General features: G+C 66.7%; 12 protein-coding genes. 7 read left to right on the forward strand and 5 right to left on the reverse strand.

Annotation, left to right across the window (positions count from 1 at the left end; all coding sequences use genetic code 11):
- Nucleotides 1-402 precede the first annotated feature (402 nt).
- Complete coding sequence (locus tag V6K52_RS03505; RefSeq protein WP_353952518.1) at nt 403-1,512, reverse strand: hypothetical protein; 1,110 nt, start codon at nt 1,510-1,512, stop codon at nt 403-405.
- A gap of 354 nt (nt 1,513-1,866) precedes the next feature.
- On the opposite strand from V6K52_RS03505, the gene V6K52_RS03510 reads away from it, so the two are divergent.
- Nucleotides 1,867-2,757 (forward strand): DUF1643 domain-containing protein, encoded by an 891-nt coding sequence (locus V6K52_RS03510; protein WP_353952519.1) that lies wholly within the window; start codon nt 1,867-1,869, stop codon nt 2,755-2,757.
- 269 nt (nt 2,758-3,026) lie between these two features.
- Here V6K52_RS03510 and V6K52_RS03515 read toward each other — a convergent pair whose 3' ends face one another.
- Nucleotides 3,027-3,890 (reverse strand): hypothetical protein, encoded by an 864-nt coding sequence (locus V6K52_RS03515; protein WP_353952520.1) that lies wholly within the window; start codon nt 3,888-3,890, stop codon nt 3,027-3,029.
- Nucleotides 3,891-4,495: 605 nt separating this feature from the next.
- Here V6K52_RS03515 and V6K52_RS03520 point away from each other — a divergent pair.
- The 3 genes from V6K52_RS03520 (at nt 4,496) to V6K52_RS03530 (ending at nt 6,551) form a co-directional block, all read left to right on the forward strand.
- Nucleotides 4,496-5,233, forward strand: a complete 738-nt coding sequence (locus V6K52_RS03520) for a MerR family transcriptional regulator (RefSeq protein ID WP_353952521.1) — start codon at nt 4,496-4,498, stop codon at nt 5,231-5,233.
- Between the two features lie 168 nt (nt 5,234-5,401).
- Nucleotides 5,402-5,596 carry a hypothetical protein gene (locus V6K52_RS03525; RefSeq protein WP_353952522.1) on the forward strand — a complete coding sequence of 65 codons (195 nt, stop codon included), beginning with the start codon at nt 5,402-5,404 and terminating at the stop codon, nt 5,594-5,596.
- A gap of 202 nt (nt 5,597-5,798) precedes the next feature.
- Nucleotides 5,799-6,551, forward strand: coding sequence for a hypothetical protein (locus tag V6K52_RS03530; RefSeq protein WP_353952523.1), 753 nt, complete (start codon nt 5,799-5,801; stop codon nt 6,549-6,551).
- 81 nt (nt 6,552-6,632) lie between these two features.
- On the opposite strand, the gene V6K52_RS03535 is transcribed toward V6K52_RS03530, so the two are convergent.
- From V6K52_RS03535 to mobF, 3 genes are all read right to left on the reverse strand, one after another.
- A complete protein-coding gene (locus tag V6K52_RS03535; RefSeq protein ID WP_353952524.1) occupies nt 6,633-7,133 on the reverse strand; it encodes a hypothetical protein in 501 nt (166 codons plus the stop codon).
- Nucleotides 7,134-7,396: 263 nt separating this feature from the next.
- Nucleotides 7,397-8,077, reverse strand: coding sequence for a hypothetical protein (locus V6K52_RS03540; RefSeq protein ID WP_353952525.1), 681 nt, complete (start codon nt 8,075-8,077; stop codon nt 7,397-7,399).
- Nucleotides 8,078-8,790: 713 nt separating this feature from the next.
- Nucleotides 8,791-14,544, reverse strand: a complete 5,754-nt coding sequence (gene mobF / locus V6K52_RS03545) for a MobF family relaxase (protein WP_353952526.1) — start codon at nt 14,542-14,544, stop codon at nt 8,791-8,793.
- A gap of 382 nt (nt 14,545-14,926) precedes the next feature.
- On the opposite strand from mobF, the gene V6K52_RS03550 reads away from it, so the two are divergent.
- From V6K52_RS03550 to V6K52_RS03560, 3 genes are all read left to right on the forward strand, one after another.
- Nucleotides 14,927-15,127 carry a hypothetical protein gene (locus tag V6K52_RS03550; RefSeq protein WP_353952527.1) on the forward strand — a complete coding sequence of 67 codons (201 nt, stop codon included), beginning with the start codon at nt 14,927-14,929 and terminating at the stop codon, nt 15,125-15,127.
- Nucleotides 15,128-15,263: 136 nt separating this feature from the next.
- The gene (locus V6K52_RS03555; RefSeq protein ID WP_353952528.1) at nt 15,264-15,608 is read left to right on the forward strand and encodes a hypothetical protein; all 345 of its coding nucleotides are present in this window, start codon (nt 15,264-15,266) and stop codon (nt 15,606-15,608) included.
- A complete protein-coding gene (locus V6K52_RS03560; RefSeq protein WP_353952529.1) occupies nt 15,605-17,044 on the forward strand; it encodes a hypothetical protein in 1,440 nt (479 codons plus the stop codon). The genes V6K52_RS03555 and V6K52_RS03560 overlap by 4 nt, the downstream gene beginning before the upstream one ends.
- The last annotated feature ends 50 nt before the right edge of the window (nt 17,045-17,094 follow it).

The following is a 17,094-nucleotide window of genomic DNA, read 5'->3' on the forward strand; positions in this document are numbered from 1 at the left end:
GAGCAGCGTGATGGCGAGCCGTTCGGCAGCGCTCACGTCCCAAGGGGTTGCCGGACCGAGATCAAGGAAGGTAGCCCCCCGCGAAATTCCGTTCCCGGGAGTAGTTATGCACTAGGTACTCCACCGCCCGGGGGTCGGATAGCGCCGCGTCTACAGCCCGCATGGCGCCATCGATGACTTTGTCATCGGGCACTGCCCACTTGTGCGGCGCCGTGGTAAATCTTGGATCTGTCTTCGTCATGGTGCTTCCTCAGCTGGGCTTAGTCGCTGCCGGGACCTACATGACAGTTGGGGTTGACCATAGAAACGGGGGTCCGGCTTGAAAGGGACCATTGCTCTTCCCGCCCGCGAGTCGGCCCGGCTGTCGACTGGCGGCGGAAGGACGCGCGAGGTGCAAACCCACTACGCCCAAAAATCGTGACGGTCGTCGTCCATGATTTTGGCGGCCTGGATGCGCTTGCTCAGTTGCGGGCCAACCGTGAGGAAGCCGCCCCGCTGGATCTTGGCGGCCTTCCCGTAGCCCGTGAACTCAAGGACTGCATCAGGGTCAAGCTTCCATTGCGACTCTGGCTGGACTATCAGGTCAGCATCGTCACGCCGTCGCCTCCACGTGCTTTCGACGGCTGCCAGCACGTGCAACACGAAGTCGTTGGTAGACGCGATGAGACCGTCAAGGACGTCCGCTGAGTCTTCCAGCACGAGCAACTGCTCCAATGAGTTCGTGTCGAGACCTTCGTCCGCTGGCCCGTACGACAGCGAGTGCATCTCGCTCCGGCTCGGTTGTCGAAAGAACGGTCGCAGCAGTCCGGTCATGCGATTGCCCTGACCCACGGTCGTGAGGTTCCAGTGAGTAGTCGCGGCCCTATGGGCCACTGCGTGTCTCGTCTGCAGAAGCCACGGCAACCAGTCCGGCGGGCCGAATGACTCCCAATCTTGGGAGGTGGCAAGCAACGCACGTTGCGTCGCGACACCCTCTGAGGTGCCCGCGGTATAGATCTTGCCCTTGCGGTCCTCCTCGACCGCCAGCCTTTCTATGGCTGGCCAACCGGCCTTGATGGCGTCCGAGCTCACCCCCGAAACGATCACGAGAATTGCAGCCAACCTGTCGAGAACCTGCACCAGATGGATCAGCGCGTGGGTGGCACTTGTGTCGATACGTCGATCGCGACGGTCCTCGTGAGTGCCGCGGTGGAACGCACGCAGATAGTCCTCGTGTGTGGCCTTGGGATTCGTGCGGGACAGACTCTGCTCGCGGGACCGCAGCCAAGAGTTGTCCGCGTATACCGCCTCCCGATGGTCAGCCGCACAGTGTGCGGCATCGAGCAAAGCGTCGGGGACTCCCATGCAGCTCTGAATCAGGTAGTCGGCGATCAGGACCAGCCGTTGGTTGTCTGTGTGGCCATGCCACCAACGGAAAGAGCCATACTCGAGGTCGAGTTGGTCGATTAGCTCGCCGACGAAGCGTGTGAACTGGACTGCGCTGTTCTGGACTGGTGCGGTGTAGTCGGGCACGCGCGGACCGTACCTCGGCAGGGGGCCGAGTGTCGCAGCCATTGATCGCGGCTGCTCTGCAACAGCCTCTCTGCTGCGTCGCCCGGTGGGTCGTCCAAAGTGTCACCCATCTACGCGTTGAACTCCCCCCCCCGTCGTGTTCCAGCACGTGGTCCTTGAGAGGACGTTGAGGGCACCCCGCTCGCGGCGAAATGACTTAGGGATGGCCACCTAGCCGACCTTTTTCGTAAACCGGGCTGTCATGATCGGGCGGTGATCGACACCTTGGCACGACTTGCATCGGACAACGACCTGGAGGATCGGCTAGGCCGGTCGCCAGAGGGTTTGACCGAGAGGTACTTGTACTCGTCAGACATGGTGTTCAGGTACGCCTTCGGACGGTGGTGGGGAAACACCGACCTCGCAACCAGCGCAATCTGGGTACTGCTCAACCCTGCAACCGGCGACACCGAACGGCGTCATCGGCCCACCTTGGAGCGCTGCATCTCCGCGTCACGCGCCGCAGGGCACACCGGGTTGGTCATCGTCAATCTCTTCGCCTTTCGCGACACCGACCCACGCAACCTACGCGCCGCTCCTGACGCCATAGGCCCCGCCAACGACGAGGTGCTTCGTGTCATCACAACAGCTGGCGCGCAGACTATCGCTGCATGGGGCGGATCCGGGAGACTAAACGGACGCTCCGCACAGGTCGGTCCGCTGCTGGACTCACCCATGTGCCTCGGCACAACCCAGGGCGGGGAACCTCGTCACCCGCTCTATGTGGCTGCGAGCACCCAACTGGTCCCATGGGTGCTGCCGCGTCCAGCCTCGAGCGCCGAGGACGGCGTCAACCACCACGTGACAGCAGCCGCTCTTCTGCCGCACCCGCCCGTGGTGGCCCGAGACACCGTTGGCGCACTGTTCGACCGCGAACCGGTGCAGTTCAGCCTGCGTGGCGACGCCTACCTGTGGCGCGAACTGCGAGCCCAGTTCGCGACCACCCCCCTACCGTCGGACTGGTACGAGCTGCGCCAACTCCTCCAAGGCGGCGTCGACAAGGTGGTCGGTGACCTCCTCGCATCCCGAGAATCCCTCGGCTGGCACGACCCCGACGCCGCTGTCTACGTCCCCGCGTACGACCCCGGTCATGGCATATCCGCGGGAGCCGTTCACCTCCCTTGGTGGTCACACACCGGAATACCGATCCTCCTCGACCGATTCCAGGCACAACGCTTGCCAGAAGTTACCGCCGAGGCCGACTGACGCCGCTGTCTTAGCGTTCCAGAACCATCACCACAGTCGGCTGGCGGCCGTATGACGCATTGCCACTTGCGACAGAATCGGACTTCGGAATTCGTAACGCCTGCCGGGGGCCTGTGGCTCACCAGCCTCGTGCCACGCTCACGCGAGGCGAACCCGCTGGTTCACTCCTGGGTAGCTGATGAAGGCCGAGTAGTCGCGACGCGGAGTGCACCGCTGATCCGACCGAAGAACCGGTGGTGGGCAGTGATCAGAACTCAGGCCGCCGGACTTTAGTCTCCAAAGAACTGGACAAACGGGTCTGTGGTAACGCTGAGTGGCTCCTGCGTCGCCGCCTCGAAGCCGGCCTCGCTCATCATGCGAGTGCCGAATCCAACTGTGAAGCTGAACTCCCTTGGGTGCACGTCGGGCAACTTGGTGAAGTCGATTGGGGCCGGGTCCGGCCACAGTGCTGCCACTCGGCCGGCCTCCTCCAACGGATGCAGGATCGGCCAGCCGGGATGCCACACCATCGTGACGTCAAGACCGCGGAGCCCGAAGGAGCGGGTTGCGAAGCCAAGCTCTCTGTCCCCGACCATGATCCGGGTCGGGAGGAAGATGCGCTGAGTGTCGCCTTCCCAGTGCTGTTCACCCATGACGTCGCGCTTGGCAATGTAAACCGAGAAGTCGGCGGGCGGGGCGGAGCCGGTGCGCATCCAATCCAGCCAGGCGGGCTCAACTCGCTCGAATCGAGGAAAGTCTTCGTCGCGCTGGACGTGGGGATTGTCGTGCACGGCATCGGGGTGACCTGCCAGCAGCCCAATCTTGAGGAACCACCGGGCGAGCGCCGCAGCCTCATCCGCGGTGATCGTCGGCCACGCATGGTTGGACGACCAAGGGAGGAGGGCGCGAATGACCGGTTTGACGGGTTCCTCGATGGAGCGGTTGAGTTCGGAGTTGCACGGCTCGCACATCGGCACGTGAACGCCAGGCAGCGCGACTGCGGTGACGGGCGTGACGCCATCACGCTTCGTGTAGGCGACGCCCGCCTTGTTGGTTGTGAACGGTCCCTGTCCGTGGAAATCCTGGATGAGCCAGAGCGGCCACACGTGTTCGCCGACGCCCTTGGACTGATTTGGGCACAGGACGCAGGTCATCCCAGCGAAGCGATCCGACATGTTGCGACGATAGGGAGCGTGCGAGGTTTCGGCAATCGAGATAACTGCCCCTCCGACGCCCCGCCGCCAGCGAGATGACCCTTCGCAGAAGACGGCCGCTACTCCTACTCCGTTGGGCGTGCCCAAAGCGGCGATGAGACGCACCTAGGACGAGGCGCCGGGTCCTGGCACTCCCGCTCGGAGCCGTGGCCACGTCGGGCAGCCGGTGGCAGTTGAGTCGCCGACGCGACGCTGCCCAACGAAGAGGGCTCTTCAGCAAGTCAGGATCCGTGTCGTCGGTCATGACTAACCACTCACTGCGGCTGTTTAGCTGGCAAAGCCCCGGACTCGGTTGGCCGACTTGACCCTAATCCGATCTCGCGAAGTCGACCGAACCCGCGCCCACGACACGCGGTGCGATGGCCGTGACGACGCCCTCCATTTCCGCTAATGTCACACCTGTTGGGCGAAACGCACCCAAAACCAGAAGCGCTCTCCCAAGGCCGGAGGGCGTTTTTTGCATCTGACCTGCAAGTTCACCGACTTCAGCGCCTCACCGAACGGTACTCTTAGAGCGGCCCCCGTTGCAGTGTCACACTTGCGTGGTGACCGCTGAGCGCGTCTACCAAGCCGCCGCCAGGCTGGATGTGTCCAGCCGGCGCCTCCTTGTTTTACTCGAGGCCAACGCGGCATGGCATGCCACAGCCAGTTCGGCCCTGAGCCCCGGAGGGGCCGCCCTCATCGCTGGCACCACCAAGGCCACGGTGTTCGCCGAAAGCTCGCGGCACTACGGGCGCAAACCGTCGCGTCGTCAGGTGTTCTGGACGTGGCAGCAGCGCAGCGTCCACGACGACTACTACTGGGGTGACGAGCGTCCCGTCTGGACCAACTGGGTAGGTCCTGAAGAGATCACCACAGCCGAGGCCGCTCAGGCATATGGAGTCTCTCCCGCGACGATCCGCCAATGGGTTCGCCGCGGACGCTTGCAACCGACGAGGAACCAGGGTCGAACCCTGATCTTCTCCGCGCGTGACGTGAGCCGGGCCGCTCTGACCACAGGCGATCGCAACAGGCAGCCCGGAGGCGCCCTCCGTAGGGACGACGACCGTCGACAGCCCGCAGCCCTCGGCATCTCCGCCGCATTGATGCACGAGCTCGTTACGGCCGATGTCGCAGCACGCGCCGCGGGTGTCGCTGCCTCAACCATCCGCGTCTGGAAGCACCGGGGTCATCTGAGTGCCGCCGAGCATTCGGGCCGGACTCCGCTCTACCTTCTTGCCGACGTTGTTGCCGCAGCGCGTCGATCTCCTCACCGCCCGCAGCGTCGACTAAAGCCGTTCTAACACTCACCCCTTGAGGGGAGGTTCGCATGCGACCTCCCTAGGCACAGCCATGCCCTGACGCTCTCTCGAACAACAACGGCGCTCACGCGCACCACATACGAACCACACCCGGCCCGCTGTTACCCAGCGGGCCTTTTGCATGCCCGAAAACGGGCTGGAGGACTCACCATGGCCACCATTGCCGATCTCATCCCCGACAGCATGACCTTCGAAACTGCTCTGTCGATGGCGCTCGTCATCCTCGTTCTGACCGCCGGCGTCGCGTGTCTTCTTTGGCTGTTTGCACACCTCACACCCGGTCGGCGACAAGACGTCATCCGACTCATCAAGGCCCTCCGCCAAGGAGGAACCGGCCCACGGTAATTCGCCTGCGAGGTGACGGCAGTGCCTTGGCCCAAGGCCCACGGGGACCAAGGCACTGCCAAAGGGATGACGTTGATGGGGTTGTGGCCCTATGTGGGCGGAATCGACGCAGTTGCGCCCGGCAGTTCAGACGCCCGCGACGTAGGCGGTCAGGAATGTTGGGCTTCTTGCCAACCACGACCACCAGAGCCACACTCCGAACATGTCGTATGAGCGGACCATCAGAGGTCTCGGTCGCCCAGAGCAAGCCTGGTCGACGCGGGCCCAAGCCACGACCGACGAAATGCTCACGGCATGCGCGGACGTATTCGCGGCAGCGTGTCGCTCGCGGCCCTCCAAGAAGTTCCCGCGGGACCCGACGCGGTCACCACGCCTCCTCTACGGGCGCGGGCTTGGCGTCGACGAAGCCGGCGGCTTCGTCCGCGCCCTTGAGCACGGCCTGATTGTGCTGGCGCCGGACGGCGGGTTCCAGGTACCGGGAGCCCGGGCTTGCTCCAAGAACCTGCACCTCGTTGGGCGAAATGAGGATCACGTCGCACTCCACACGGAAGTACTCGTCCACATCACTTCATATGCGGAGTTGGTCTTGGATCACGGCTGGGAAGAGAGCTGCCTCGTTTTCGATCCATTCGTCCGCGGCGCTGCGCTCGATCTTTGGGGATTCGCTAGAGCCGCCGACGGCCCGTGGTGGGAGGGTGAAATCACATTTGCCTCTGAGGCGAAGGCTCGAGTGGATGGTCCCGACGGGCTCCGCTCACTCTTGGCCTCTCTGCTGGCACTGTCGTCCGACCCCGCCACATCGGCTAGCAATAACCACCTGGCCAAGTGGAGAGAGATCGTCACGCTCACAAGGGACCGCGACATTAACCTCCTCCTCGTCGCTGACGGCGCAAGGTGGTGGTATCGAGTGAGCCGACACGGCGAATCCGCACTGCTTTCAGACCCTGGGAGTTAAATGCCAAACCTGCCGGCAGGCGGCGGTATGACGCAGGCACACCGGTGGGCGCGGCCCTCGGGCTTCGCGATCCGGAGTCCGTCAAGACATTTCGAGTGATACGTCGTCCGCGATCTCCTCCATCGGAATCTCGACGTTGACCATGACCTGTCGTGCTTGGGCGACCATGATCTCGTCACGCAGGGCCTCGGGAATCTCGACTACAACCAGCTCGATCCCGAACTGCTCGGCCGCCGAACGGATCCAGCCTTTGATGGAATCGCGAGCTTCCTCGCTGGCGAAGACGGCAATTGCTCTTGAGTCGCTCAAGCCAGGGTCGCGCTTCAGGAGTGCCAGTTTGAGGATGTCTTGGCTGATCTTCTTGATCTGGGCACCCTTGAGCTTGCCCTGCCTCGCGTAGGCCTCAACCAGGATGCGTTCGTCGTCTGAGCAAGCATCCAGTTGGACGTAACTGCCACCGAGCACGCTCACTCGCTTTGGCTTTAGCTCCCCCTTGCACCCGAGTTGTGCCGCAAGGGCTTCGACGATCGCGCTCTCTGCGTTCCGCTGGACGGCTGAATCACTCAGATGCTCATTCGTCATCGGCCGACCCTACGACGCATTCGTCCCCCTCAGTCGCTAGTGGGGCACGACTGCCGCGAGTCGTGATCTCGTCACCGCCGACGACGGCCGTTTGGCGGTGCAGAGACGCACCTCCGGAAGCGTCGGCGTGCTGAAGCCCGGACGGTGGGGCAGTCGAGTGGGCGGCGCTGGACCTGATACACGCTTGACTCGATGCTCCGTCCGGACTCGCCTGACCGCTTGGGACTGGAGGGCGGTGCGGTCCTGTGGCCTGTGCAATTGCACTAGGACACGGGAAACATTCTCTCGAAGTTGAGTTCTATCTCCTTGCGCCTCTCCTTGACATACTTCTCCCCCCGAGGCGTTAGCTCACACAGCTCCGGAATTACCTCCCGTGAGTTGTAACCGGATGGACTGATAGTGATTCTTTCAACATCCGTGCGGCGCGTTGCGAATTGTTCTCCCTTGGTCCGATACACCTCTTTGGCAGAATATAGGGAATGGAGCACTGCTCGGACGAATGGGTCGCGATGCGGCAAAGCCAGGTCCCTTGCTTTGCCGGCGTTCTCCGGCTCGCCAATGCGCCGATACAGCCCGTGCATCAGAGCCGCTACCTCAGCCAGTCGTGCGCAAACTATATCTCTTTCCAAATCTGAAACGACCGGAACTTCCCACTTGATAACCAGAAGGAGACGCTGGGTCTTCTTCTTCTCCAAGAGGGACTCATAGATGTTAAACGCATCTCGCAGATGCGCAATAGCATGACGCAATTCCTGTTCCGGGGCACGGCTATGTTCGGCGGAAACAACAGCCTGCCGGGCGGATTTGAAGTGTGCCTGTGAGATGTCCCCGTATGTCTCAAGCAAGCCCTTCCAGATGGCTTCTATCGCTTCATCAGTCTTCGAGTCGCCGAGCAGACCGTAGACCTTCTCCGCGACGTTGAGTACAAGGGAGTATTCGAGCATGACCCGGACCTGCCTTACATACGCTCGCGGACTACCATGAGCGGCGGCGGGGGGAGAAACCGCTAGGCGCAAGGCTAGCAGCGAGTCGCCTATCTGATGCCTGGTCCGACGGCCCATGAGTCGACGACTGGGGCTAACCGCCGCGGAAGCCCATCCTCAGCAGTGCCCGGGCTTCGACGAGGGCGTTCCGTCCCATGCGAAGTCCGCTTCCGCGATCAGCAGGTTCCTAGACGTGGTGAGGGGCCGCCGCTCATGGTGCGTCAGAATCCTGAACTGGATTGAAGCATGAATCACCATTAGCTTGACGGCACTCGCGGTCGGCTTACCCGCACTCAAGGCCCCCACCGGGATGTGTTTGGGCTGGAAGGGCTGCTTGACCCGCCGACCACAATCAGCCTGACCCCGACTGAGATGAGCCAAGGCCCGCCTAGAGCCAACATCAAGATCTCTCTGCACGCGTCCTGACGGCGGTGTGGTTGGGCTTTCAGCTGACTAAGTAGATCTCACGTCCGCAGAAGTCTGAGTTTTCTGCCTGACAGCATGTTGCACACGACGGGCGGTCGGTCGCACCCCGAGCGGGACTCTCGATCGTCGCATCCGCGCTAGGAGATGCCCACGCGGGGTAGCCCTTTGTGGGCGATGTGACGCTGTCTGAGCGGCGATCCGACTCCGGAGGGCTGGGCGCCGGCACGGTGCGCGTTGGTCTGACGAGTTCATCGGTTCGAGCGCGAATGCGAATGCATTGAGGGGTGCCTGCCGGGCTGTTGGTGTCTGTGACTCACCACTCCCGGCGCGGTCGCGCAGTCGAGAGGAAGGTCGTTGTTCGGCGGGGGCGGCAGGAGCCCGATGAGTCGGTAGCGCAAGTCTTGAGCGGGCCGATCCGATAGGGCCCGGCGATCTACGGCGGCCCGGGTCACGTGTGCCACGTCGAGGTCACTGTCAGCCAGAGACTGGAGGACGTATGCGAGAGCCGGCCAGTCAGGCTCGCTGCTGAGGCCGTCGTGGATATCTTCGGCGAGGGAGATCCAACGACTCAGGGGGTCTTGGGTGCGCGCCAGGCGAACTTGGATGGTGGTGGACTCGGCTAGGTGTTCGTTCGCTACCTCCGCGGGGGCGTTGTTCCAACGGGTCGCGGCGGTCCGCACGAGTCCGGCGATGGACTCGAGAGGGCTGGCAGTACGGCGTTGCAACGTTCGGATTTGAGCGACCCACGACGTCGGTGGGCTCGCTGCGATGACGCGGGCTGCTGAATTGACGGCAGCGTTGGTGGGGAGGTTGGCGAGCCGCTCGTCAATAAGCATTGCGCCGAGGGGCCGGGCGCTGCCGAGCAACTCAAGAAGTGCAGCCGGACCGTGGTTGTGGAGCACGGATGCGGGGTCAGCCCCCTCGGGGATGTCGACGGCCAGCGGGTCTGCCCCGTGTTGGGCGAGAAGCCAGAAGGCGCGTTCGGCGGCGATGCGGCCAGCTAGGTCGGCGTCCGTGGCGACGACAGGGTGGGTGCTCAGCGTGGCGAGCTCTCGGGCCTGCTCATCGGTGAGGGCGGTTCCTAGTGGTGCGACGCCGACGTAGTGGCCGTGGCCGGAGAGGGTCACGGCCAGGGCGTCGATGGGCCCTTCGACGAGCACCGGCACCGCGCCATGGTCCAGGAGCTCGGTGGTGACTCCGTGGAGTTGGGCGCCCTTGTGGAAAAGCACGGTGTCGGCGGTATTCAGATACTTCGGTCCCCACCGGTCGTCCTCAGTGAGCTTCGGGTGGCGTCGGGCGACGAACCCAAGAATTTGGTGCTCGTGGGTGATGGGGAGGATGGCGCGGTCGCGGAAGCGGTCGATGATGGTGCCGGTGCGGGCGCGGGTGGCCAGCCCGGTCTCGAGGAGCTCGTCGTTGGTGACTCCGCGTCCACCCAGATGATCCACCAAGGCGGTCCAGGATGCCGGGGCGTAGCCGGCGGTGACGTGAGGACTCGTCCGCCACCCGGGCAGGCGATCGTCGAGGTAGAAGCCGGCCCAACCCGTGTCGACGCGTGCGGCGTAGAAGTCCATGGCCATGGCGTGGATCTGGGTCATTCGTCTCTGGTCGGCGACCGCGTGGTCCCACGCGGCGGCTCGGTTGAGCATCCGCTGGATCTGGGCGTCGGTGGGTTCGAGGACGCCCATGCTCTGCCGGTACACGGCGGCGGCGGCGAGGTCGGTGACCATATCGTCCGGGAGCGTGTCATGGTCGGGGGGTGTTCCTTGCCCTTGACTGCCGGGGCTGAGTTGGGCCCACTGGTCTGGGGTGGGGGCTTCGACGAGGTGACTCTGGTCGGCGGGCCACCACGGCCCTGCATCCGCGGGCATCTCAGCATCGATGTCCTCTGGTGGGGGTGGCGGGGTCTCGCCCTGGTCGAGCGACGTGGGCTGGTCGGTCAAGACCGACAGGCGCCACACCAGGGCCTGGCACCGGTCGACGTCGACGGCCCGATCAATGGCGCCGACCATGCCGATGACGCCCGCCAGAGCCTGACCGCGGGCGAGGGCGTGCTCGATGACGGTGACCAGCGACGGCCACCACGGGCTGTCCTGAAGCTGCGCGGCACGGTCGGGCCCGAGTGATGTGCTCAGCCGGGCGGTCCAAGTAGGGGTTAGGTCGTGCCGTTCGTCGACCCGGTTCGCGACGGCGGGGGAAAGGTGGCGGCTGATCCGCCACCACAGGGCGGCGGCCGCGTGGTCGTCGGGCAAGTCACCCTCGGCGACCGCGGCTTGGAGGAAGCGGTGGGCGGCCAAGCCTGAGCGGGAGACCGCGGCGAGCCGCTCGGCCAGCACCGGAGTGAACGCGTCGCTGCGGACGGTGGGAGCGATCGCCTCGAGCAGCGCTCCCCACTCGGCCAGCGCGGGGGAGTGTCCGCCGATGACGCGGGCGTCGAGGGCGCGTTGCCAGAGGGCGGTGGCCTTGGCCAGCTGTTTGGGGCCGGTAGGCCGCTGGTCGGAATCATGGACACCGGTGGCGGCGCGCCAGACGGTGACGGCGGCCAAGATGTCGGGGTTGGGGCGCCCGCGGCCAGGGCATGCCCAGGTGGGGGTCGGCGCGGTGTGGGTGCGCTGGTGGACCTGGGCGGCGAGGTCGGTGACAAGTCCTGCACGCGCGGCTAGGTAGGTGCCCCACGTTTCATGGGCGCGCAGGCTGGTGGGGATGCCGGGCAGCCACGGCAGCGGCCCGGGCTCGGCGTTGCGCAGGCTGGTGCCGTCCAGGCGCCAGTCGAGGACGGCGGCGCGGTCGCCGGCGGTGTCGAACTCTCGGGATGCTGCGGCGGACTGGAGGTGGGTGAGGGGGTCGCCGCCGCTCGCCGCGAGAAGGACGAGGTGGGCGCGCAGTGTCGGCCAGGCGGGGTCGTCGGTGATGCCGTCGACGACCTGGTCTGCGCCGGCGTCAAGGCGGGCGATGGTGGGCGGTCCGAGGTGGTGTTCGGCGGCGACGTGGAGCGCGTCGACGTACCGTGCGGTGGCGTCGGCGAGCCGGGTAGCGGGGTCCGCGTGCTCCCGCAACATCGTGGATGCGGAGGTGGGGGAGGCGTCGCGGACGAGGATCCCCTGCAACAGGTCGGTGGCGGTTCCCGGGTGGAGGTTCTCTGGGCGGATGACGGTGTGGGGGTCACCGTCGCCGACGACCTGCAGGTAGAGGTGGTTCGCGTGTCGGCCGCGGGTGAGCATTGTGTAGAGCTGCTGTCGGGATTCGGTGCCGGTGGCCAGGCCGTGCATGGTGTCGGCGGAGACGCCTTGGGCGCTGTGCACGGTGGTTGCGTAGCCAAGCTCCGTGGAGGCGGTCACGTACGTGCCTGGGAGGGTGATGACACGCCCGTGGCGGACGTGCCGCACCCTCAGGGACCCGTTTGAATGGGCGGCGAGGACGGCCCACCGGTCACCGTTCTTGACCCAGTCCGTGGCGCCGATCCGGTACCGGCGGTCATTGGTGCGGGTGATGACCTGCTCCCCGACATAGGCGGTGTTCCCGTCCGCCAACCGCACTCCTGCACGCGGTTGTATCCCGGTCAGGCGGTGGGCTTGGGCGCGCTGGTTCAGCTGTGAGGCCAACTCGCGGGTGGGGGCGAGCATGATCGAGTCCAGCCCGTTGCCGCGGTCGTGGGCCCAGGCGGTGAACACGTCGTCGGTGATCACGCCGAGGTCGCCGACATGGATCCGGCCGCGGTCCAGGTAGAACCCGAGAGCCTCAGGGTGGCCGTCGCGCAGCGCCAGGGATGCGGCGCCTTCGGCGGTGTCGACGAATCGCAACAGCTCGGACAGGTGCAGCGCACCGTGGGTGGCGGCGATGTCGCCCATGACGCCGCCGGCGCCGATCGCGGCGAGCTGCTGGTCGTCCCCGATGAGCCGCACGGACCCGCCGCGCGCGAGCACGAAGTCGACCGTGGCGGCCAGGGACAAGGTGTCGGCCATGCCGGCCTCGTCGACCAGCACCAGCGTTCCGGCGCCGATCTGGTGGGCCCAGTCGGGCAGGTCGCGGTGCGCGATGGACCAGGTCAACTTGGCCAGGGTGTCGGTCCCGGCGCCGAGCTGCTCGCGCAGGACCGCGGCTGCGGCTGCGGATGGTGCGAGGCCGATGACGGTGCCTCCGTCTTCTTCCCATGCGGCGGCCAGGGCCCGCATGGCGGTGGTCTTCCCGGTTCCGGCGGGGGCGATCGCCAGCTGCAGCCGGGACCCGGAGGTTGCCATCCCGTGCACTAGCGCGGCCTGTCCGGCGTTGAGGGTGACCCCGTTCGCGGCCTGCTCCAGCAACGCGATCGCGACCGCGTGCTCGCCTGCTCTGCGGCCGTCGCAGCGACCCGCCATCTCAACAAGGCGCTGTTCGGCGGACAGGATTTCGGCGGAGGTGAACAGGGTCGATCCGGCTACCTGATAGACGCTGGAGCCGTCGCGGCGGCGCAGTTCCTCGGGTTCGACAATGTCGTCATGGGCGCGGGTGATCCGCACTGACCTTCGCGTGATTACCTCGTCCACGAGCAGGTCCACGACCGCCTCCACCTGATCGGAGTGCAGCTCCGCGGCCCTGACTTCACGCTGCGCCTCGGCGCGCACATGCCATACCTGCCACGTCGAACGTGCGGCCTGCAGCGTGCTCAAGACGGTTCTGGAGGTGGTTCCCACCCACGCCGAACCCACCTGCTCAGGGACGGCGGGGTTGACGGTGGGGGACAGGGCCGCGGTCACCATTGCGGTTACCGCGTCGGGGCCCCCAAGGACCTCGCGCGCTTCGCGTGCCCAAGTGGTCCGCTGCTCGGTCAAGGCGCGCGGTTCGTGCTTGGCGTCGCGGGTCTCCAAGGTGGCCCGCTGGGCCAGGTGGATGGACTCGATCACCGTCGGGGGGCGGCCGTGGTCGGCCTGGAACGCGGTGGCGAGCTCGCTGCGGCGGGCTTGGATGGAGGCCCGGCGGGTGGACCACCTTTCGTTCAGGCGGGGGTCGACGCCGACGACTTCGCGGATAGAACGTTTGCTGCGGACCGTACCGCCCCGCTCGGTGAAGGTGAGTCCGAGCCGGGTGCGCAGGTGCTTCTCGATGGCCGTGTTGTAGGTCTCGGAGGCGGTGACGTTGGCCTTGAACAGGACCCGCCCGTCGATGGCCAGCCACTTCCCGGAGAGGGTTTGCACCTTGTTGGCGACGGCGACGTGGGTGTGCAGGTCGGGGTCCCCGGCGCGGGAGTCGCGGTGGGTGAACGCGGTCGCGACCAGGCCGGTAACGTCGACCTGCCTAACCCCGCGGGCGCCTTCGCGGGTGTACAGGGCGTGTTTCTCGATGAACGCCAGGGCGTCGTTGACGGCGTCGTGGTGGGCCTGCTCGATCTGGGCGGCCACCTCGACGGGGGCCACCGCCCAGAGGGTGCTGATGCTCTTGACGGGGGAGAAGGTCAGGTCGTACCCGGCCACGGCCGTGGTGCGCTGGCGGGAATGTCTGGCGATGGTCGCGGCGACCTCGCGGGCGTCCGCTGGGGGGCGGCCGTGCTCGGCGGTGAAGAACTCCACCGCGACCTGGGTGCGGACCTGGGCCCGTTCGTCCACGCTCAGCGGAGAGTCGCGCGGGTGGCCTTGGCTTGTGGCGAGCTTCTCCATGCGCTGCGCAACCTCGAGCCGGAAGGCGCTGACGTCGCCGGGATACACCGGGTACGGCGAGCCCAGCCGGGCGACCGTCTGGTAGTCCCTCTCGGTCAGGCCGGGGCCCTGGAGACTGGCCTGTCGCTGCGACGCGAGGGGGTGGTGTCCGGACCCGAACAGCGACTGCATCTGATCCGCGGTGACCTCGTCCCCGCCAGCGAGGCCCTCGACCCCGGCCAGCCCCAACCCGACCCACCGGCCGGGCGCTTCACCCTGCTCGGCGTAGTAGGCGGCCAGGCCCGCGCGGCCGCCTTCGGTGCGGTCCTGGGCAGCCACTTGACGGGTCAGGTAGTCATACCCCGACCCCGCCGTCAGCTTGTGGAGGCTCATCGTCACCCTGCCCAAAGCAACGGCGACCCCTGTTGTGGACAGGTGGTTGCGGCCGACACGACCGGGGGTGCATGAGGTGTGTAGGACATGAGATTGGCAGTTTCGGGGGAGGGACGTAGTGGCTGAGGGCGTCGCGCTGGTGGTTCGCGGTCGGTGGCGTGGGGCGGTCGTCGGAGGTGACAGGTGCGGGGTGTCCACAAGTGCGCGGGTCGGTGGCTTTGGGGGGTGCGGGCGATCAGCGGAGGGAGCAAGGGCAGTGAACTCGAACCACGGGAAGCAGGCCACGCGTCAGTCGGCCCGTCGCGCGGCGGCGGAGGCTCAAGCCGGCTTGATGCGGGAGCGGCTCGAACGTGACCGGCGGTGCGCCGCTTTAGGAGTGCAGGTGCTGTCCGCGTTGCGGGAGCGCGACGCCGTCGTGGCGCGGTTCGAGCGCCGGGCCGGCGATGCACTGCGTGCGTTGGTCGTGGATGAGGGAGTGGGCGCGGCCGAGGCGACGCAGTGGTGCGCCGGGTCGGTGACCACCCGGGAGGTCGCCCGACTGCGCCGACTTGCGCAGGCGGCCACAAATGCGGGCGAGCCGTGAGCCACGCGCGGGGGTGCCGCATTTCGTGCACAACCCCGTGCCGCGGCGTGCGTCGTCCACACATCAACTCGGGCCCCGCGATTCCGCGCGCAGCAGTGCGCATTGTGAAGGAAACAATCCCAGTGACGGAGAGGCCATGAACCCCACAACCCCGACAGCAGGCGCCGACGGCGTGCTGACGCTGCAGCGCGCAGCCCGGTTCCTGATCGCCGCAGAGGTTCGCGCCGTCGACCTGCCCGGTACCGACGCCGACCAGTGTGACTTCGCGGTGTGCGCTGCGTTGCTGACCTCGCAGGTGCTGCGGCTGCTGCCAGCGGGGGTGAGCGTCGACGACGTCCCCGCACCGGCCGAGCGCGATCCGGTTGCACTGCTGCGGGGCGCGGAGCAGCTGATCCGCGTGAACCCCAGCGAGGACCTCCCGCCCGGAACCACGACTCTGGTGAGCGACCTCTGCGACCTGATCGCCCGGTCCACACCATGATCGGCCTCGACCGTCGCAGCGTCGGAGAGCTCCTCCTGGACGCCGACCACACCGCCCGCGACGTCCTCATCGACGTCGGCGACCTGAACGCCGCCGCAATGCTCCGCACCTGGCCCGAGGTCGTACAGACCGCGGCGACCCTGTGGTCCGCCCTGCCCGCGCCAGGGTGGGTGACCGTGGCCCCGGACCACTCAGGCACCGACCCCATGGCGCGGGTGGCGGCAATAACCGCGGTCCTGCACCGCGGCAGCCGCAGCGGCCGGTGGCCCGGCCCCGGACCCACCGACAACCTGCTGCAAAACATCGCGGACAGCTTCGTCCGGGCAGCTGAGCTTGTCGACCGGCACGGCGCGCCCCACTCGAGTGGCAACTCCGCCGTGCGCGCCGACGTCGATGCGGCCCGCACCCGGATCATCCACACCCTGTACCTCACCGCGCATGGTGTGCGTCTGGCAGTCCTGGAGTACACGCGCTCGGTTGAGGCCACCCTGACCCCCCGGAGCAGAGTCACCGCGCCTGGCGGCCTGAGTGTTCCCCGGTCGTTTCTGGGTCGCTTGGACGCGGTGGAGCAGGTCGCCGGCGCCTACGTCACCCGCACCTACCCCGCCGCCCTGGCAGGTGAACACCGCCATGCCCCGCTCGGCTCACGGGTCGCGACCGCCCTTGCCGCGTGGGACGTGCACGCCCACCGCGCGATCGCCGCTCACCCCACCGCAGGCCACCTGCGCCTGGTCGCCCGAACCCAGGAGCTGGTCCTGGGGCACGCCGCGGTGCTGCTGTCCGCCGCCGCCCGCGCCGGTGCCATCGACGGTTTCCAGTACGCCACCCGGCTCGAGCAGCCCTTGGATCTGGCCCGGGCTGCCTGGGCGGCCAGCGGCCGGTCTTGGGCCCAGCTCGCCGCCCACGGTGCTCGCCCCGACGTGCCCGCCCTGACCGGCGCGGCCGCCGAGGTCAGGGCGGCCCTGCGCGAGATCACCGTCGACGGCTCAAGCACGGCCACCGGTGACGTGATCGCCGGCCGCATCGACTTGACCGCCGCAGCGCGAACCTTATCGACGGTGCTGTCCACGTCCACCGACCTGGCCCACCTAGTCCGTGACGTCACCACGGACCCGGCCGTGACCTTCCCCGCCCGGGCGGTCAACGCCGCCGCAATCGCCGCGAGCACCACCCCCAGCGGTGGTTTCGTTCCGGGGAGTGGCAACGCGCCCCATGTCGCGATCAAGGACCTCACGATGAACCGGGAGATCCCCCTCACCCCTGTGGTCCGCGATCGAGAGGCCCACCACGCCGAAGACTTGATTGCCGCGAATCAGGCTGCGGCCCACGCCGGGGCGTGGCTGCCCAGCGCAACCACGCCCGCCTCACCGTGCGAGCACAGGATCCCCGCAGCTCGCTCAAGGCTCCCGCAACCGGTGCGTGCACGGTCAAGGTAGAAGGACTTGACCGGCCCGGGACTGAGGGGGGCGCGGTCTCCCTGAATCGG

The organism is Knoellia sp. S7-12, from assembly GCF_040518285.1.
Lineage (GTDB): Bacteria > Actinomycetota > Actinomycetes > Actinomycetales > Dermatophilaceae > Knoellia.